Genomic DNA, 14,609 nt, shown 5'->3' with positions numbered 1-14,609 from the left:
GGCACCCTGGTGCATGAACGACATCCGTCTGGACCCCATCGAGGAGGCCATCGCCGACATCAGGGCCGGCAAGGTGGTGATCGTGGTCGACGATGAGGACCGTGAGAACGAGGGCGACCTGCTCACCGCCGCGCGCAACGCCACGCCCGAGGTGGTGAACTTCATGGCCAGGCACGGCCGGGGGCTCATCTGCGCCCCCCTCACCGAGGAGCGCTGCGACCAGCTCGGGCTGGGCCTGATGGTGCACGACAACACCGCCCTGCACGAGACCCCCTTCACCGTGAGCGTGGACGTGAAGGGCCGCGGCACCACCACCGGCATCTCGGCGCAGGACCGTGCCGCCACGATCCAGGCCCTGATCGACCCCACCACCACGGCGGCCGACCTCGCCAGGCCCGGACACATCTTTCCGCTGAAGGCCCGCAACGGGGGTGTGCTGCGCCGCACCGGCCATACCGAGGCCGCGGTGGACCTGGCCCGGCTGGCGGGCTTCGAGCCTGCGGGGGTCATCGTGGAGATCCTCAACGAGGACGGCACCATGGCCCGCCTGCCCGAACTGCGACGCATGGCCGACACCTTCGGGCTGAAGCTGGTGAGCATCGCCGACCTGGTCGCCCACCGGATGCGCACCGAAAGCCTCGTGGAGCGGCAGGTGCGTGTGCAGCTCCCCACCACGCATGGTGATTTCGAGCTCATCGCCTTCCGGCAGACGAACACCGGCGAGGAGCACCTGGCCCTGGTGAAGGGCAGCTGGCGGCCAGATGAGCCCGTGCTGGTGCGCGTGCACAGCAGCTGCGTCACGGGCGACATCTTCGGCAGCTGTCGCTGCGATTGCGGCCCCCAGCTGCACCGCGCCATGGAGATGATCGACGCCGCCGGGAAGGGGGTCATCGTCTACATGCAGCAGGAGGGCCGCGGCATCGGCCTGGTGAACAAGCTGAAGGCCTACAAGCTGCAAGAGGAGGGGGCGGACACGGTGGAGGCCAACGTGATGCTCGGCTTCGACATGGACGCCCGCGACTACGGGGTGGGCGCTCAGATCCTGCACGACCTCGGCGTGCGCAAGATGCGGCTGCTGACCAACAACCCGCGCAAGCGCACCGGCCTCATCGGCTACGGGCTGGAGATCGTGGAGAACGTGGCGATCGAGATCGACGCCAACCCCCACAACGAGCGCTACCTGCGCACCAAGAAGAACAAGCTGGGCCACCTGCTGCGCCTGGGCGACCGCGACTGATCAACGCGGCTCCTCCACCTTCTCCGGGACCGGGGTCGTCGTGTTCGCCTGCGGTCTCCGCCGACGCAGGCCGAGCATGCCCGTGAAGTTGCGCCAGAGCTCGCCAAGCGTGTCGAAGTCCTCGCGATAGGCCACACCGGCACCCTGGGTGGTGGCCGCCTGGTCCGCCTGGTTCAGGTTGCGGTCGTTGCTCTGGCTGAAGGCCTTCAGGCGGATGCGGCCGTCGTTGGTCATCAGGTACTCCAGCTGGAAGTCGCCCACCAGCTGATCGCGCTGCTGGGTGGCGCCGGACCCGTACTGCACGCCCACGTTCGTGCTGAGCACCAATCGCTCATCGAACAACTGTGTGCTCACCGCCAGCTCCAGTTCATCCTGCGTGAGCGCATCCCCCGGGCGGTAGTTGAACCCCAGGTCCACATCATTGCTGAGGCGGCTGAGCCAGTTGCTCACCTGGTTGCTCAGCAGCTCGCTGCCCGAGGTGCCCACCACATTGCCCCGCGACCCCGTGGGGCCGTTCGCGGCACCCAGCCGGTCCACAGGAAGGAAGCGGTTGAGCACGATGAGGCTGAACACCTGGCGGTTCATCTCGTCCGGTTCGCTCAGCACGCTGTTCACCTGGGTGCGGGTGCCTTCGTCCACCGAGGGCAGGCGCACATCGAAGCCGATGTCCGGGTTGGCCAGCCTGTCCTTGAGGCGCATCACCACCTCCACCGGCACGCGCTTGCCCAGGCCCTCGGCCCGCTCCGCAGGGATGATGTCCACCAGCGGCGCCCGCAGCTTGTACACGGCGTTCAGGGCGAGCTGGGCATCGAAGGGGTCGCCGTACCAGGTGATGTGACCGCCGGGGTCCACGTCGAAGCGCTTGTTCACCACGTTGCGCAGGGTGAACAGATAGGTGCCATCGACCACCTCCATGTCGCCGCGCATCGAGAGGTTGCCGGTCGGGCTCACCGACATCTCGATGTTGCCCCGGCCACGGCCGCTGAGGATGTCGCCCACGGTGGGGTCGAAGATGAGCTCGAAGCGGGCGTCCGGGGTCACCTCCACATCCAGGTCGAGGCGCACGCCGCTCAGGTCCACCGGCGTACGGATGGTGTCGAGCTCCAGGGAGCCCGCGTGAAAGCGCACGAAGTCGATCCCGCTCAGGTCGCGTGCGGTGCCCAAGGGCAGGCTGATGGAGGTGCCCGGCGCGGTGCGGCCGGTGAACACCACCTCGAGGTTGTCCTCGTATCCGCTCACCTGCAGATCGCCCGTGCCATAGGCCTTGCCGTAGAACAGCTCATTGTCGTTCACGGTGGTGTTCAGGCAGAGGAAGCGATCGAGCTCAAGCACCACGTCATAGTCCCAGTTGGCGAAGCCCTTGTGGTTGATGGTGCCCACCGCCCTGGCCGTCCGCCCTTCCTGGTCCTTCACCCGGACCAGGTCGAGCCAGAACCCGTCGGGCAGGATCCTCACCCGATCGCTCAGGCTGTAGAAGGTGTTGAGGTAGTCGATGCGCAGTCCGGCCTCATCCAACAGCGCCGTGCCCTCCACGCGCGGCTCCGACAAGGTCCCGCCAACGCGGATGTCCCCCGTCACCCGGCCCTGGATGTCGCTGACCCCCTCCGGCAGGTAGGGGTCGATGAAGGCCAGGTCGAAGGAGTCCAGCTCCAGGACCAGGTCCAGTTGCTCCTCTTCGGCGGCGGGCGAGACGCGGCCCTGGAACTCCAGCGCCTTCAACCGGCCGCGCTGCATCGTTCCGCCCACCTCCATCTCGCGCCGAGCGTTCCTCCATGTCGCGGCGAACGTGATATCCCCCACCGGATGCCTGTCCACCTTCAAGGAATCGATGCAGAGGTAGCTGAGCAGGCTGGGCTCGCCGAACAGGTCGAAGACACGGCCCTCCCCGCTCACCGCCCCGGACAACATGGGCCCCTTGTAGAACGGCCGCAGATGCGTCAGCTGCACACCGTCCACATCGAAGGCGAGCGCGCGCTCCGGGTCGGTGGAGAGCCATCCGTCCAGCGTGATGCGTTCCTCCTCGTTCCGCACCTCCAGTTGGCGGATCTCCAGACCGCCCTCGTGGACATGGAGCCGCACCGGTGCAGGGTTCGTCCATGCGCCCATGCCCAGGTGCAGGCGGCTGGGGAGCAGGTCGATCTCCACGTCGGTCCGTCCGTTCACGAGCCCGACCAGATGCAGGTCGCCCCGCGTGTCGTGCGTGCTGCCATCCCACACCATGCGCACCTCCAGTTCGTCCTGATAGGCCTTGCCCGAAAGGTCGATGCCCTCCAGAAAGGTGCTGTCCGTCAATTGCTGGCGGCGGCTTCGCATGCTGAAGACCAGCAGGTCCAGGGTCTTGTCCAGGATCATGCGCACCGAATCGCCCCCGATGGTGCCGTAGGCGATCCGCGGCAGATCGGCGGTGAGGGCCATGTCGAAGGTGCGGGTGTCGAACATGCCGGTGAACCGTGCTCCGGCCGCCAGTTCGAGACGCGGGACCACGCGCTTGAGCAGGGGCCCGGCCTCCTTGACCTGGACATCGAACGCGAAGCGCTGCTGCTCCTGGTCGTACCGCACCTCTTCAGCGAGCGCCGGAAAGATGCTGTACACCACGCTGGTGAAGGCGGCCGGAAGCCGTGTCGGCAGGAAGCGGCCCTGCACGTCGGCATCGACCAGGTCGGAGCGCAGGGACAGCACCGGTCCGCCATCCTTGCGTGTGCTCGCCACCGTGACATCCCCCAGCGTCAATACACCTTGATCGTCGCAATAGGTGAGGCCCTCGATCGCCAGGCTCCCCTTGAGGCTGTCCGGGGCCAGTTCGCCCTGGGCGCGGACGATGCCGCTCACCTCGCCCAGGTGCAGTTCCGGTGCGATGTTCAGTTCGAAGAGGTCGGCGCGCTCCAGGGCCGCGGTGAAGTCCACCTTCGGCCAGGCACCGCGCAGGTCGGCCAGGCCGTCGAACCGCAGCTTCACGTTGGGGTCGTCGCAGGTGAGCTGCCCGTTGAACAAGCGGCGCTGAAGGCGGCCGGAGGCGGTGATGCCCGTCAGGGGCCGGTCGTTGATGGTGATCAGCGGTACGCGGCCGTCCAGATCGGCCTGCATGGTGGCCAGGTCGCGGCCCCTGGCGTTCACCTTCACATCGAAGGCGATGGGCCCCACGGTGGAGTCGCCGGCCAGTGGCGCCAGATCGAAGCCGGTGGTGGACAGCGCACCGCGGAACCGGAACACATCGCTCACCGTGTCGCGGTCGTAGGACATGTCGGTGGCCAACACGCCCAGCGCCGTGCTGGCACTGCCATACGCGGTGAAGGCGGAAGCGAAGCCGGTGAAGTTGCCGCGGAAGGCCATGGGTCCCAGCACGGCAAGCTCGCGCGGCACGTCCATGACCCGTCCCTCCGGGAACGGGGGCACGGGCACGGTGGCCAGGTCGGTGGCGTCGGTGCGCAGGGTGCGTGCATCCACCACCATGAAGGTGCCGGCCAGGTCGGGCAGGCCGCTCATCTCCACGGAGCCCTCGAAGCGCGTGTGGCGCCCGTAGTCCAGCGTCAGCTCGCGCGCCTTGAGCTCGCGCACCGTGCCGTACGCCCGACCCCGCACGCCCACCCGCGCGGCAAGCCCTTCCAGATCCGGCGCGAACCAGGCGATGTCGCGCAGGTCCACCACCGAGCTGTCCAGTTCGGCCCGCATCTCCACGCGATCGATGTAGTCGTTGTAGTCCCTCCAGGAGGCCGTGCGCATCTCGTAGCGCCCTCGAAGCGTGCTGAACGGAGTGCGCAGCTCCAGGTGGTCCACCGCGATGCCCCGTCCGCTCACCGTGGCCCGGCCCTGCAGGCCGGTGCAGGCCAGCCCGCTCTTCTCCCGGAACGACACGTGGTCGAGCACCGCCCGGATGCTGTCCTCGATCACCAGCAGGTCGTGGCCGAGCACGTCGCCGGACACGTCCACGTGCTCGAAGTCGACCCCGAAGGGCAGCACGGGCGAGGCGGCGTTGTGGTGCGTGAAGCGCAGGTCGCGGATGGTGAAGGCATCGGCCTGGATGGTCCAGGGTGCGCCAGGTGGCGTGGGCTCCCCGGAGGAGAGCGCGGCGATCCACTGGGTGAAGTTGCTGGTGCTGTCGCCCACCGCCTGGCGCAGGTGCCAGCGCACCCCCTCCACGGTGACGCCGCGCAGGTGCACCTGCCGCCGCTCCGTGCCGACCCTCCATCGGCGCAGGTTGAGGCGACGCACGGCGAACAGGGTGTCGCCACGCAGGTCGCACACCAGCACGCCGCGCAGCTCGGCCGGACCGGTGAAGGTGAGGTGCACGCGCTCCACACGGACACAGCTTCCCAAGGCCTCCGACGCGTAGTCACTGAGCCGGCCGGCGAGCCAGGTCTGCACGGATGGAAGCCGAAGGGCGAACACACCCATCATGGCCGCCACCACCAGCAGGAGCAGCAGCCACGCGATCGCGCGAAGCACACGGCCGGACCACTTCAGGAACGGGGAGCTGCTCAGGAGGGGATAGTTTTGGGCGCGAACACGCAGATCGCGGGCCCGGATGGCGAAAATAGCGGAGCAACGGCCGGTGACCGGTCCCATGCGCATTCTGGGCATCGAAAGCTCGTGCGATGAGACCGCTGCGGCCGTGCTGGAGGATGGACGTGTCCTGAGCAATGTCGTCGCCGGCCAGGCCGTGCATGCCGCCTGGGGTGGCGTGGTGCCCGAACTGGCCAGCAGGGCGCACCAGGAGCACATCGTCCCGGTGGTGGAGGCCGCCCTGCGGGAGGCCGGCCTGTCCCCTGCCGCGCTCACCGCGATCGCCTTCACCCAGGGCCCCGGGCTCATCGGTGCGCTGCACGTGGGAGCCGCCTTCGCCAAATCCTTCGCCCAGGCCCTGGGGGTGCCGCTGCTGGCCGTCGACCACATGCGGGCGCACGTGCTGGCCCATTTCATCCGTGACACCGAGGACCGCCCGTTGCCGGAATTCCCCTTCCTGAACCTCACGGTGAGCGGCGGCCACACCTTGATCGTGCTGGTGCGCTCCGCCCTGGACATGGTGGCCATCGGCGGCACGCTGGACGATGCCGCCGGCGAGGCCTTCGACAAGGGGGCCAAGTTGCTGGGCCTGCCCTATCCCGGTGGTCCGCGGGTGGATGCCCTCGCCGCCCAAGGCGACCCGCACCGCTTCCGCCTTCCCCGTCCCGTTGTGCCGGAGCTCGACCTCAGCTTCAGCGGCACCAAGAGCGCCTTCCGCAACCTGGTCCTTCCCCTGCGCGGCCCCGATGGCCTTCTTCCGCCCGAACTGCTCCCGGACCTGTGTGCCACGCTTCAGGACGCCATCCTGGACCATCTGCTCCACAAGCTCACCCTGGCGGTGGAGCGCACAGGCATCCCGCGCATCGGCATCGCGGGCGGCGTGTCCGCCAACTCGGGCCTGCGCAGCCGCCTCGTCGAACTGGCGGCCACACGCGGGTGGACCGTTCACATCCCGCCCTTCGCCTACTGCACGGACAATGCGGCCATGGTGGCGATGGCCGGCGATCGGCTGCTGCGCGCGGGCCGCACATCCGGCGTGGACGTGGTCCCCCTTGCACGCATCCCCCAGCGTTGAAGCCGTTGGGGCCAGGCCCTACCTTTGTCGTTCATGGCCCGCCTTCCCCTTGTCCCCGTCGCGGCGGCTTTGCTGGCCTGCACGGCCGCTTCGGCCCAGTCGGTGGAGCAGTTGATGGCCGAAGGGGACAGCCTCGTCGCCCAGGAGCGCTACACCAAGGCCATCGATGCCTACTCGCGCGCCATCACCGCACGGCCCTCGGCGGACACCTATGCAGCGCGTGCGCGGGCCTGGTACGCCATGGACCGGGCCGACCGCTTTCTGCTGGACGTGGAACAGGCCTTGAAGGCCGACAGCACCCATCCGGAGGCCAACTACCAACGCAGCCTCTACGCCTTGCGCGGCGAGGATCACCGCACGGCGGAGCGGTACAGCGACCGGGGCATCCGTCATGGTGCACAGGGACGCCTCCGTGCCCAGTTGCTGCTGGTGCGTGGCGAGGCCCTCGCCGAGCTGCGCCGGCCGGAACTGGCGATCGCCGATCTGCGGGACGGCCTGGCCGTGATCCCCGATGACCTGGAGGCCAACCGCACGCTGGCCCGCATGCTGGACGAGACCGGCGACCACGAAGGGGCCCTGCTGGTGCTGGAGCGCCTGTGCACACTGGAACCACGCAACCCTGGACACTGGACCAACCGCGGCTTCGAGCTGTCGCGTTTGGGCCGATGGGGCGACGCGCTGGCCATGTTCGACCAGGCCCTTGCGATCGATCGGGACGAGCCCGTGGCGCTCAGCAACCGCGCCTATGCGCTGCTGAACCTGGGCCGGAACGAGGAGGCGTGGAAGGATGTGGAACGCAGCCTGCGCTTCTATCCGGCGAATTCCTTCGCACTGCGCACGCGCGCCTTGCTGCGGTTGCGCAAGGGCGATCTGGAGAAGGCCTGCGCCGACCTGTCCCTGGCCCGCATCCTCGGCGGGGTCAGCGATGTGGACGCGCTGATCCAGGAGCACTGCGGTGCCGTGCCCAACCGGCGCTGATCACTGCAGCAGCACGGTGGAGGTGGCCGCACGTCCGTCCGTCGTGCGCACCATCACGGCATAGGCGCCCGGGGCCCAGCTGGCCTCCACCAGGGCCCGATCACCGGCGGCACGCTGCATATGCACCCGACGACCCTGGGCATCGAGCACCTCAACGGCCTCCAGTCCGGCGCCCGACACCCGCACCTCGAACGTGCGCTGCGCCGGGTTCGGCCAAACCACCAACACCGGTCGGTCCTGTTCGGAGATGGCAGTGAAGGAGGTCTCCACCACCTCGAACACGTCCACGCCCGCTTCCACCAGGTGCCCGGGCTGATCGTCAGCCGTGCGGAAGAGCACCCGCATGGTGGCCGTGGGGGCCAGATGATCGGCGATGGCCCATTGCACCGGCTGCCAGCTGCCCATGCCCGGGCTGCCCGCCGTCACCGTTTCCACGGTCACCGTGTCCGTGCCATCGGTGAGCAGCACGATCAGCTCGTCGTTGGGCGCGCCACCTGTGCCGCCATCATTGAAGAACCAGCGGTCGTAGCGCACGGCGGGCAGGTTGAGCCCCGTGGCATCGAACAGCGGGGAGCTCAACAGCACCACGCCATCGTCCACGTCGTCATCGCCGGCGTTGCCGCCTCCGTTGCCGGTGATCATGGCGGCACCATGGCAGTCGTTCGGGTCGTCGGCACCGGGTGCGCAGGCATCGCCCTGGTAGACCGTACCGATGGGGTCGCCACGCTCCCATCCGCCGCTGCTGGCCGCGTTGACCACGCTCCAGCCGAGGTCCAGGGCGAAGTCGTCCGCGTAGCCGGGATCGAGGGTGATGGTGAGGGCCGGTGTGTTGGCGTCGATGGCCTGGGCCGGCAGGCAGGTGGTCCGCCAGCCCCAACGGCCTGCCGTCACCGCGTAGCTATCGTCGAAAATGGACGGGATGGTGAAGACGCCGTTGGCATCGGCCACCACCTGGGCATCGACCATCGCCCCGTCGAACTGAACGATGGCGCCCGGCACCGGGTCGCCGGTGCCCGCCTCCACCACCTGGCCCGTCGCATCGAAGGGCACCATGGGCTGCAGTTCGATATCCAGGAAGGTCACCTGTCCGGTCACCAGCACCACTGCGGTCACCGTGGTGGGGAAATACCCGGGTGCGCTCACCTGCAGATCATAGGTGCCGGCGGTCAACGTGCCGGTGGCGTACTGACCATCGAAGGCGGTGGTGTCCGTGGCGGCAAGGCCGGTGATGGTCACCGCGGCCAGGTTCACCGGGTTCGTGGTGATGGCATTGGTCACCGTACCCTCGAGCCAGCAGGCCCGCACGTACGTGGGCTCCAGAATGAACAGCCCCTGCTCGATGTCGGAAATGATCAACCGTCCCGATGGGAAGAAGGGATACACGCCCCAGGCCCCGTTGAAGCCGCCACCGCTGAACGGTGACGTGTCGTAGCTGCCGGTCTCCACCAGGTTCCAGGGCCGTGTGGCGTCATAGATGGCGACGCCGTAGGTGTAGTAGCTGGTCACCACGTAGTCGTTCAGCCAGTAGGTGTTGTGCGGGACGGTGTTGCTCCCGGGGTCGCTCTGCAGCTTGTCCACGAACTGGATGTCGGCCGGATCGCTCACATCATAGGCCCCCACGTAAGAGTCCTCGCGCTCATCGGTGGTGAAGAGGTACTGCCCGCTGTCGTCCAGCCAGGTGTTGTGCGTGAAGGTGTTCGGAGTGGGCTGGGTGCCCAGCAGCACGGGGTTCGCCGGATCGCTCACGTCGACGATGCTGAAGAAGCCATCGTTGATGTGCGCGGCGTAGAGCGTATCCCCGCGGGCGAAGCTGTCGTGACAGTACCAATTGTCGAACACGCCCACCTCCACGGGCGCCATGGGATCCTGCGTCAGGTCGTACATGATCACGCCGCCGTTGCCCCGGTTGGCCCCGTGCAGGTAAAGCCGGCCGTTCTCATCGATGAAGAGCGAGTGCGAGGTGTCCCAGTTGTCGCCCTGGAACAGGGTCACCGGCAGGGCGGTGCTCTGGGGCAGCGGGCTCAGGTCCACGATCAGCAGGCCGGCCGAGGCCTCGGTGGTGATGTAGGCATGGTCGCCCCAGGTCTTGATCTCGCGCCAGATGCTGTTGGGGCCCGGCGTGAAGAAGACCTCCACCGGGTTCGCCGGATCGGTGATGTCCACCACCGAGAAGCCGCCGGAGTTCTGCACGTTGTCATCCCCGTTCACCCCCACCAACGCATACTCGTTGCCGAACTCGTCGGTATAGCCCCACAGGTTGCTGAGGTCGCTGTTGCGCGCGGCCTGGTAGTCATAGTTGCCCAGGAGGTTGATGTTCACCTGAGCGGTGGCCGTGGAGAGGGTGCACACCAGCAGCAGACCGGCCAGCGGGCGATACGGGAACAAGTTCATGCGGGCAAGGTAGGGGTTCGCAGGGGGCCTCCCCCGAGCCGACCGTGGAAAGGCCGGTGCGATCGTTGGAAGGGCATCCAACGCCGATGGAAGGTCGTCGGTGCGCACCTGCGGAACACCTCTATCTTGCCGGCCCATCCGGAGACCATGCGCGACCTGCTCTGCCCCGTGGACATGTCCGAACTGGGCGGCACCGCCCTGGCCCATGCTGTGCGGCTCGCCAAGGCCTCGGCGTCCTCCGTCACCCTGTTGCATGTGCGCGATAAGCACGAACGGTCGGGCCCCGTCGGGGATCAGGTCCGCGCCGAACTGGAAGGGCTCGCCATGCGCGGTGCCTCCGGCGCTCCGGTGCGTGTCCTCTACCGCGATGGCAACTTCCTGAAGGAGATCGCCGCCGAGGCGGCCACCGGGCATGCCCTGATGGTGGCCGGCACCCACGGGCCGCGCGGGCTGCGCCAGAACCTGTTCGGTGCCGACATCCTCAAGCTGGTGCGCCATGTGCCCCTTCCCGCGTGGATCATGCAGCAACAGAGCCCGGCACAGCGCGTGGAGCGCCTGGTGATGCCCGTCTCCGGCCATGCGGAGATCGGCGGCCTGCTGGACGCCGTCACCTGGCTGGCGAAGCTCGACGGCACCGAGGTGCACATCTATCAGGTGATGCGCCCGAACGAACAACCCTCGGAGGTGCTCCTGTCCAACAAGCTGCGCGCGCTGCGCCACCTGGAACAGGCCGGCATCCGCACCGTGGAAGTGAACGAACCCCTTCAGGTGTTCTCCATCGGCTTCGCCGAACAGACCATCCGCTACGCCCATCGCGTGAACGCCCACGGGTTCGCCATCATCGCCGACGCGTCCGACGAATACCGCTACATCGCCGATGCCGAGAAGGAGCGCCTGCTCGTGAACGAGCACGCCATCCCGGTGCTTTGTGCGCATTGACCCTCGCCGCCGGGCTACCTTTGTCGTAGCCTGATGCGGACCCTTCGTGACCTGGTCGTCGTTGTGGCGTGCGTCCACGCCTGGCCGGCCATGGCGCAGTTCGGCGGTCTTCAGCCGGTGGATGGCTGTGCCGTGCGCCACGTGCAGGCCTGCGATCTGGACGGCGATGATGACCTGGACCTGCTGGCGACCAAGGAGGACGGTCTGCACTGGTACCGCAACCTCGATGGGCAGGGTGACTTCGGTCCCCATCATGTGATCCTGCCCCAGCCGGCCAACGTGCGGCTCATGGTGCGGCCCGGCGATGTGGATGGGGACGGCGACACGGACCTGGTGGTGGCCCGGGACAACGACAGCACCCTCTTCCTGCTGGAGAACCTCAACGGGCTGGGCGCCTTCGGTGCGCCGCAGCCCATCACCACCCTGCCGGCCCGCTTGCTGCCCGTCGGCTTCACCGCCCTCCACCTTGCCGACCTTACCGGCGACGGGCTGCCCGAAGTGCTCGCGCTCTTCGGCGGACACAACACCGTGTTCCGCTGCACCAATGCAGGCGGATCCTTCGCCCCGCTGGAGACCCTGCCGGACGTGCTCCCGGGCATCAGCTCAGGGCTGTTCGCCGTGGGCGACCTGGACACCGACGGCGACAACGACCTGCTGCAGCATGACCTCACGGGCACCTACGTGGTGTTGGAGAACAGCGCCGGGGATGGCAGCGCGTGGACGTCGGTGATCGCCTTCACGACCCTCTCCGATATCGAACATGAAGCGGCGCTCCTCGACCTCGACGGGGATGGTGACCTCGACATCGGGCTGCACGGGCCGCTGCTCCAATGGGTGCGGAACGAAGGCGCATGGCCCTCCTTCACCCTGCTGCCGCTCGCCTCCGGCAGCGATGTCGGCGAAGCGGCCTATGGGCGTCCGGGTTGCGGCGCATCGGCCTCGGTGGTCTACTTCCCCACCGACCCCGGTGCCCCGACGCGCTGGCGCCACCTGCGCAACGGCCTCATCGGATCCTCACCGCCCATCGCCCTCAACGATGTGCTGAAAGGGGATGGACCGCTTTGGGCCGACCTCGACGGAGATGGACGCGATGACCTGGTGGTCACCTATCCGAACGCGTTCGGATGGTACCGGAGCGAGCTCCCGCATGCGGCGCCGGACTGGTCCCTCAGCATGCCCGCGCTCGACACCCTGTGCTGGTTCGGGGGCAGCTACGCGCTCCCTCCGCCCCTGCCGGCGACCGGATCTTGGTCCGGCCCCTACGTGGCCCAGGGCCAGTTCCAGGCCTTCATGGCCCCACCCGGTGCCTATGCTCTTCAACATCTTGTGGTCGACACCACGGGCTGTCCCGTATCCGCGGACGCATCCCTGCTGGTGGTGCAGGCCCCCACCGTGCAGCCCCTGGTGGCCCCGATCCCCACCTGCCCCGAAGGTCCCGTGCAACTGGTGGCACGACCATCCACCGGCGTGTGGTTCGGGGCGGTGGACAGCACCGGTCTGTTGGACCTGGACCAGCGGCCCATCCTGGGCGAGGTCGTCTTCGTGCTGCAGGATGCCGCCGGTGGCAGCTGCGCGAGCGAGGGTTTATGGCTCGACCTGCCCGCACCCGCGCCGATGAGCCTGCTGGTGGATACCGCGATGTGCGCCAACGATGCGCCACAGACCGTGGTGCTCAGTGGCCCGTCACCGGGCACGGTCACCTTGAGCGGACCGGTGTTCGGCGCGCAATACGTGCAGCCCCACATCCTGGCCGTGCAGTTCGATCCGGCCTTGGGGCCCGGGACCTACGCGCTGGTGACCACCGCCGATGCCGGGGCCTTCTGTGCCGACACGCTCACCACCTGGATCACGGTACACCCCGAACCCGAGGTGCTCCTCACCCCGTTCGACACCTTGTGCAGCAGTTCGGGCCCCTACGCCCTGCACCACGCGCAACCGGCCGGGGGCCTGTGGAGCGGCTTCGGCGTGCTTGGCGGACACTTCGATGTGAGCACCCATCAGTTCGGCAACTACCTGCTGCACTACAGCTACACCGACGCCAACGGCTGCAGCACCGAGGCCTCCCAATCCATCACCGCCCTGCGCCGTCCCTCGGTGTTCGGCCCTGCCGATGGGTCCATCTTCTGTGCGGATGAAGGCATCCAGGCGTATCACGCGCTCCCGTTGGGCGGGCTGTGGTCCGCACCGCTCAACGGCGCCGATGGTTCGCTGGATCCCACCTTCATCGCACCGCTGCCGTACGACGGTGCGGCCATCTACACCTTCACCGATGCCACCGGCGGCCAGTGCAGCAACCTGCCCCGCACCTTCTCCGTCCAGGCCCGCACCGTTCCGGAGGTGATGGCCGGTGGTCCCTACTGCGACAACGGGCCCGCGGTTGAGCTCACCGGATCCCCGGCGGGCGACTGGGGCGGCGCGGCAAGCGGATCAGGCACCATCGGGCAGTTCGACCCCGCGGCCTCCGGCGCGGGGCTACAGGTGATCACGCTCACGGCGGCGCTCGTGGACGAGTGCCCGGGCATTGACACCGTCGAAGTGGTGGTGCTCGCCGCGCCGCTCGCCGCGCTCAACCTTCCGGTGGACAGCCTTGGCCTGCATCAACCCGCGCTGCCCTTGGCCGGTGGATCGCCAGCGGGCGGCACGTATGCGATCGACGGCCTGACCGTGCAGGAGTTCAACGCGCAGGAGCATGGCCTCGGCTGGGTGGTGGTGCAGTACGCCGTGAACGATGGGACCTGCACGGGGACCGCGGTGGACAGCATCTACGTGGACGACGATACCGGCCTGGGGCCGGATCCGTCCTCCGCATCCCTGCGGCTTTGGCCGAATCCGGCCACGGACCAGCTGCGCATCGATGCGCGGCCGCACCAGGCCATCGTGCGTGTGCTCGATGCCACCGGGCGCCCGGCCATGGAGCCAAAGGGCCCCTCGTTGCCGCTGGTGCTGGATGTCCACGCGCTGGCAGCCGGCCGGTACACGGTGGAGGTGGTCCGCGGTGACCACACGGACAGGCTGCCCTTGGTGGTCGTCAGGCCGTGATCACTCGACGGTGTACCGCCGCTCCTCCCGGATGAGCTTCACCGGGTCCTTGCCGCACCGGCCCTTGTCGCTGGAGGTGCTGCATGTCACGATCGCCTCGGACCGCACCAGGCACCGCGCATCGCAGCACACTTCCACCCGGTTGAGCACCCAGCGGTCGCCACCGCCGGGGCGCATGGGCACGATCGCGCTGTCCGCCGGCACGGTATAGATCACCGCGGTCTCCTTCAGCACATCGCCAGGGCATTCGGTGCCGGGCCGCCAGTGGCACAGCAGGTGCACCTCGGTCCGGCGCGTGTTGACCAAGTTCTGTGCATCGAGCTGGGCGACCGCACCGCAGCCGATCAGGACGGCGGTGAGCAGGGACCGGCGGTAGAGGCTCATGGCATCGGCTTGTGCGCCGAAGCTACAGCAGCAGGCCCGTTGTTCATCCCCAACAGGATGGGCCGT

General features: G+C 68.1%; 8 protein-coding genes. 5 read left to right on the top strand and 3 right to left on the bottom strand.

The features are described 5' to 3' along the window. The first annotated feature begins 13 nt into the window (after positions 1-13). Positions 14-1,237 carry a bifunctional 3,4-dihydroxy-2-butanone-4-phosphate synthase/GTP cyclohydrolase II gene (locus tag IPM49_01080; protein ID MBK9273118.1) on the top strand — a complete coding sequence of 408 codons (1,224 nt, stop codon included), beginning with the start codon at positions 14-16 and terminating at the stop codon, positions 1,235-1,237. Here the strand turns inward: IPM49_01080 and IPM49_01075 are convergent, their stop codons facing one another. Beyond that, a complete protein-coding gene (locus IPM49_01075; GenBank protein MBK9273117.1) occupies positions 1,238-5,806 on the bottom strand; it encodes a translocation/assembly module TamB in 4,569 nt (1,522 codons plus the stop codon). It abuts the gene before it with no gap. Between IPM49_01075 and tsaD the strand changes: the two genes are divergently transcribed. Then, entirely contained in the window at positions 5,799-6,812 is a 1,014-nt protein-coding gene (gene tsaD / locus IPM49_01070) for a tRNA (adenosine(37)-N6)-threonylcarbamoyltransferase complex transferase subunit TsaD (GenBank protein MBK9273116.1), read from the top strand. The genes IPM49_01075 and tsaD overlap by 8 nt on opposite strands. Positions 6,813-6,845: 33 nt before the next feature. Continuing rightward, positions 6,846-7,790: a tetratricopeptide repeat protein gene (locus IPM49_01065; GenBank protein ID MBK9273115.1), complete on the top strand. Its 945-nt coding sequence runs from the start codon at positions 6,846-6,848 to the stop codon at positions 7,788-7,790. Here the strand turns inward: IPM49_01065 and IPM49_01060 are convergent, their stop codons facing one another. Next, the gene (locus IPM49_01060) at positions 7,791-10,181 is read right to left on the bottom strand and encodes a choice-of-anchor B family protein (GenBank protein MBK9273114.1); all 2,391 of its coding nucleotides are present in this window, start codon (positions 10,179-10,181) and stop codon (positions 7,791-7,793) included. Between the two features lie 147 nt (positions 10,182-10,328). On the opposite strand from IPM49_01060, the gene IPM49_01055 reads away from it, so the two are divergent. Next, positions 10,329-11,120 (top strand): universal stress protein, encoded by a 792-nt coding sequence (locus tag IPM49_01055; protein ID MBK9273113.1) that lies wholly within the window; start codon positions 10,329-10,331, stop codon positions 11,118-11,120. 33 nt (positions 11,121-11,153) lie between these two features. Next, the gene (locus IPM49_01050) at positions 11,154-14,159 is read left to right on the top strand and encodes a VCBS repeat-containing protein (protein ID MBK9273112.1); all 3,006 of its coding nucleotides are present in this window, start codon (positions 11,154-11,156) and stop codon (positions 14,157-14,159) included. Here the strand turns inward: IPM49_01050 and IPM49_01045 are convergent, their stop codons facing one another. Continuing rightward, positions 14,160-14,543 (bottom strand): hypothetical protein, encoded by a 384-nt coding sequence (locus IPM49_01045; GenBank protein MBK9273111.1) that lies wholly within the window; start codon positions 14,541-14,543, stop codon positions 14,160-14,162. Positions 14,544-14,609 lie beyond the last annotated feature (66 nt).

This window comes from Flavobacteriales bacterium, assembly GCA_016715895.1.
In the GTDB taxonomy this organism is placed as follows: domain Bacteria; phylum Bacteroidota; class Bacteroidia; order Flavobacteriales_F; family PHOS-HE28; genus PHOS-HE28.
This window is presented reverse-complemented; position numbering and strand designations above follow the sequence as displayed.

Excerpts from the sequence above, each read along its gene's own strand:
- IPM49_01080 (MBK9273118.1), top strand. The coding sequence starts at position 14 with ATGAACGACATCCGTCTGGACCCCATCGAGGAGGCCATCGCCGACATC.
- tsaD (MBK9273116.1), top strand. The coding sequence starts at position 5,799 with ATGCGCATTCTGGGCATCGAAAGCTCGTGCGATGAGACCGCTGCGGCC.
- IPM49_01075 (MBK9273117.1), bottom strand. The coding sequence starts at position 5,806 with ATGCGCATGGGACCGGTCACCGGCCGTTGCTCCGCTATTTTCGCCATC.
- IPM49_01065 (MBK9273115.1), top strand. The coding sequence starts at position 6,846 with ATGGCCCGCCTTCCCCTTGTCCCCGTCGCGGCGGCTTTGCTGGCCTGC.
- IPM49_01060 (MBK9273114.1), bottom strand. The coding sequence starts at position 10,181 with ATGAACTTGTTCCCGTATCGCCCGCTGGCCGGTCTGCTGCTGGTGTGC.
- IPM49_01055 (MBK9273113.1), top strand. The coding sequence starts at position 10,329 with ATGCGCGACCTGCTCTGCCCCGTGGACATGTCCGAACTGGGCGGCACC.
- IPM49_01050 (MBK9273112.1), top strand. The coding sequence starts at position 11,154 with ATGCGGACCCTTCGTGACCTGGTCGTCGTTGTGGCGTGCGTCCACGCC.
- IPM49_01045 (MBK9273111.1), bottom strand. The coding sequence starts at position 14,543 with ATGAGCCTCTACCGCCGGTCCCTGCTCACCGCCGTCCTGATCGGCTGC.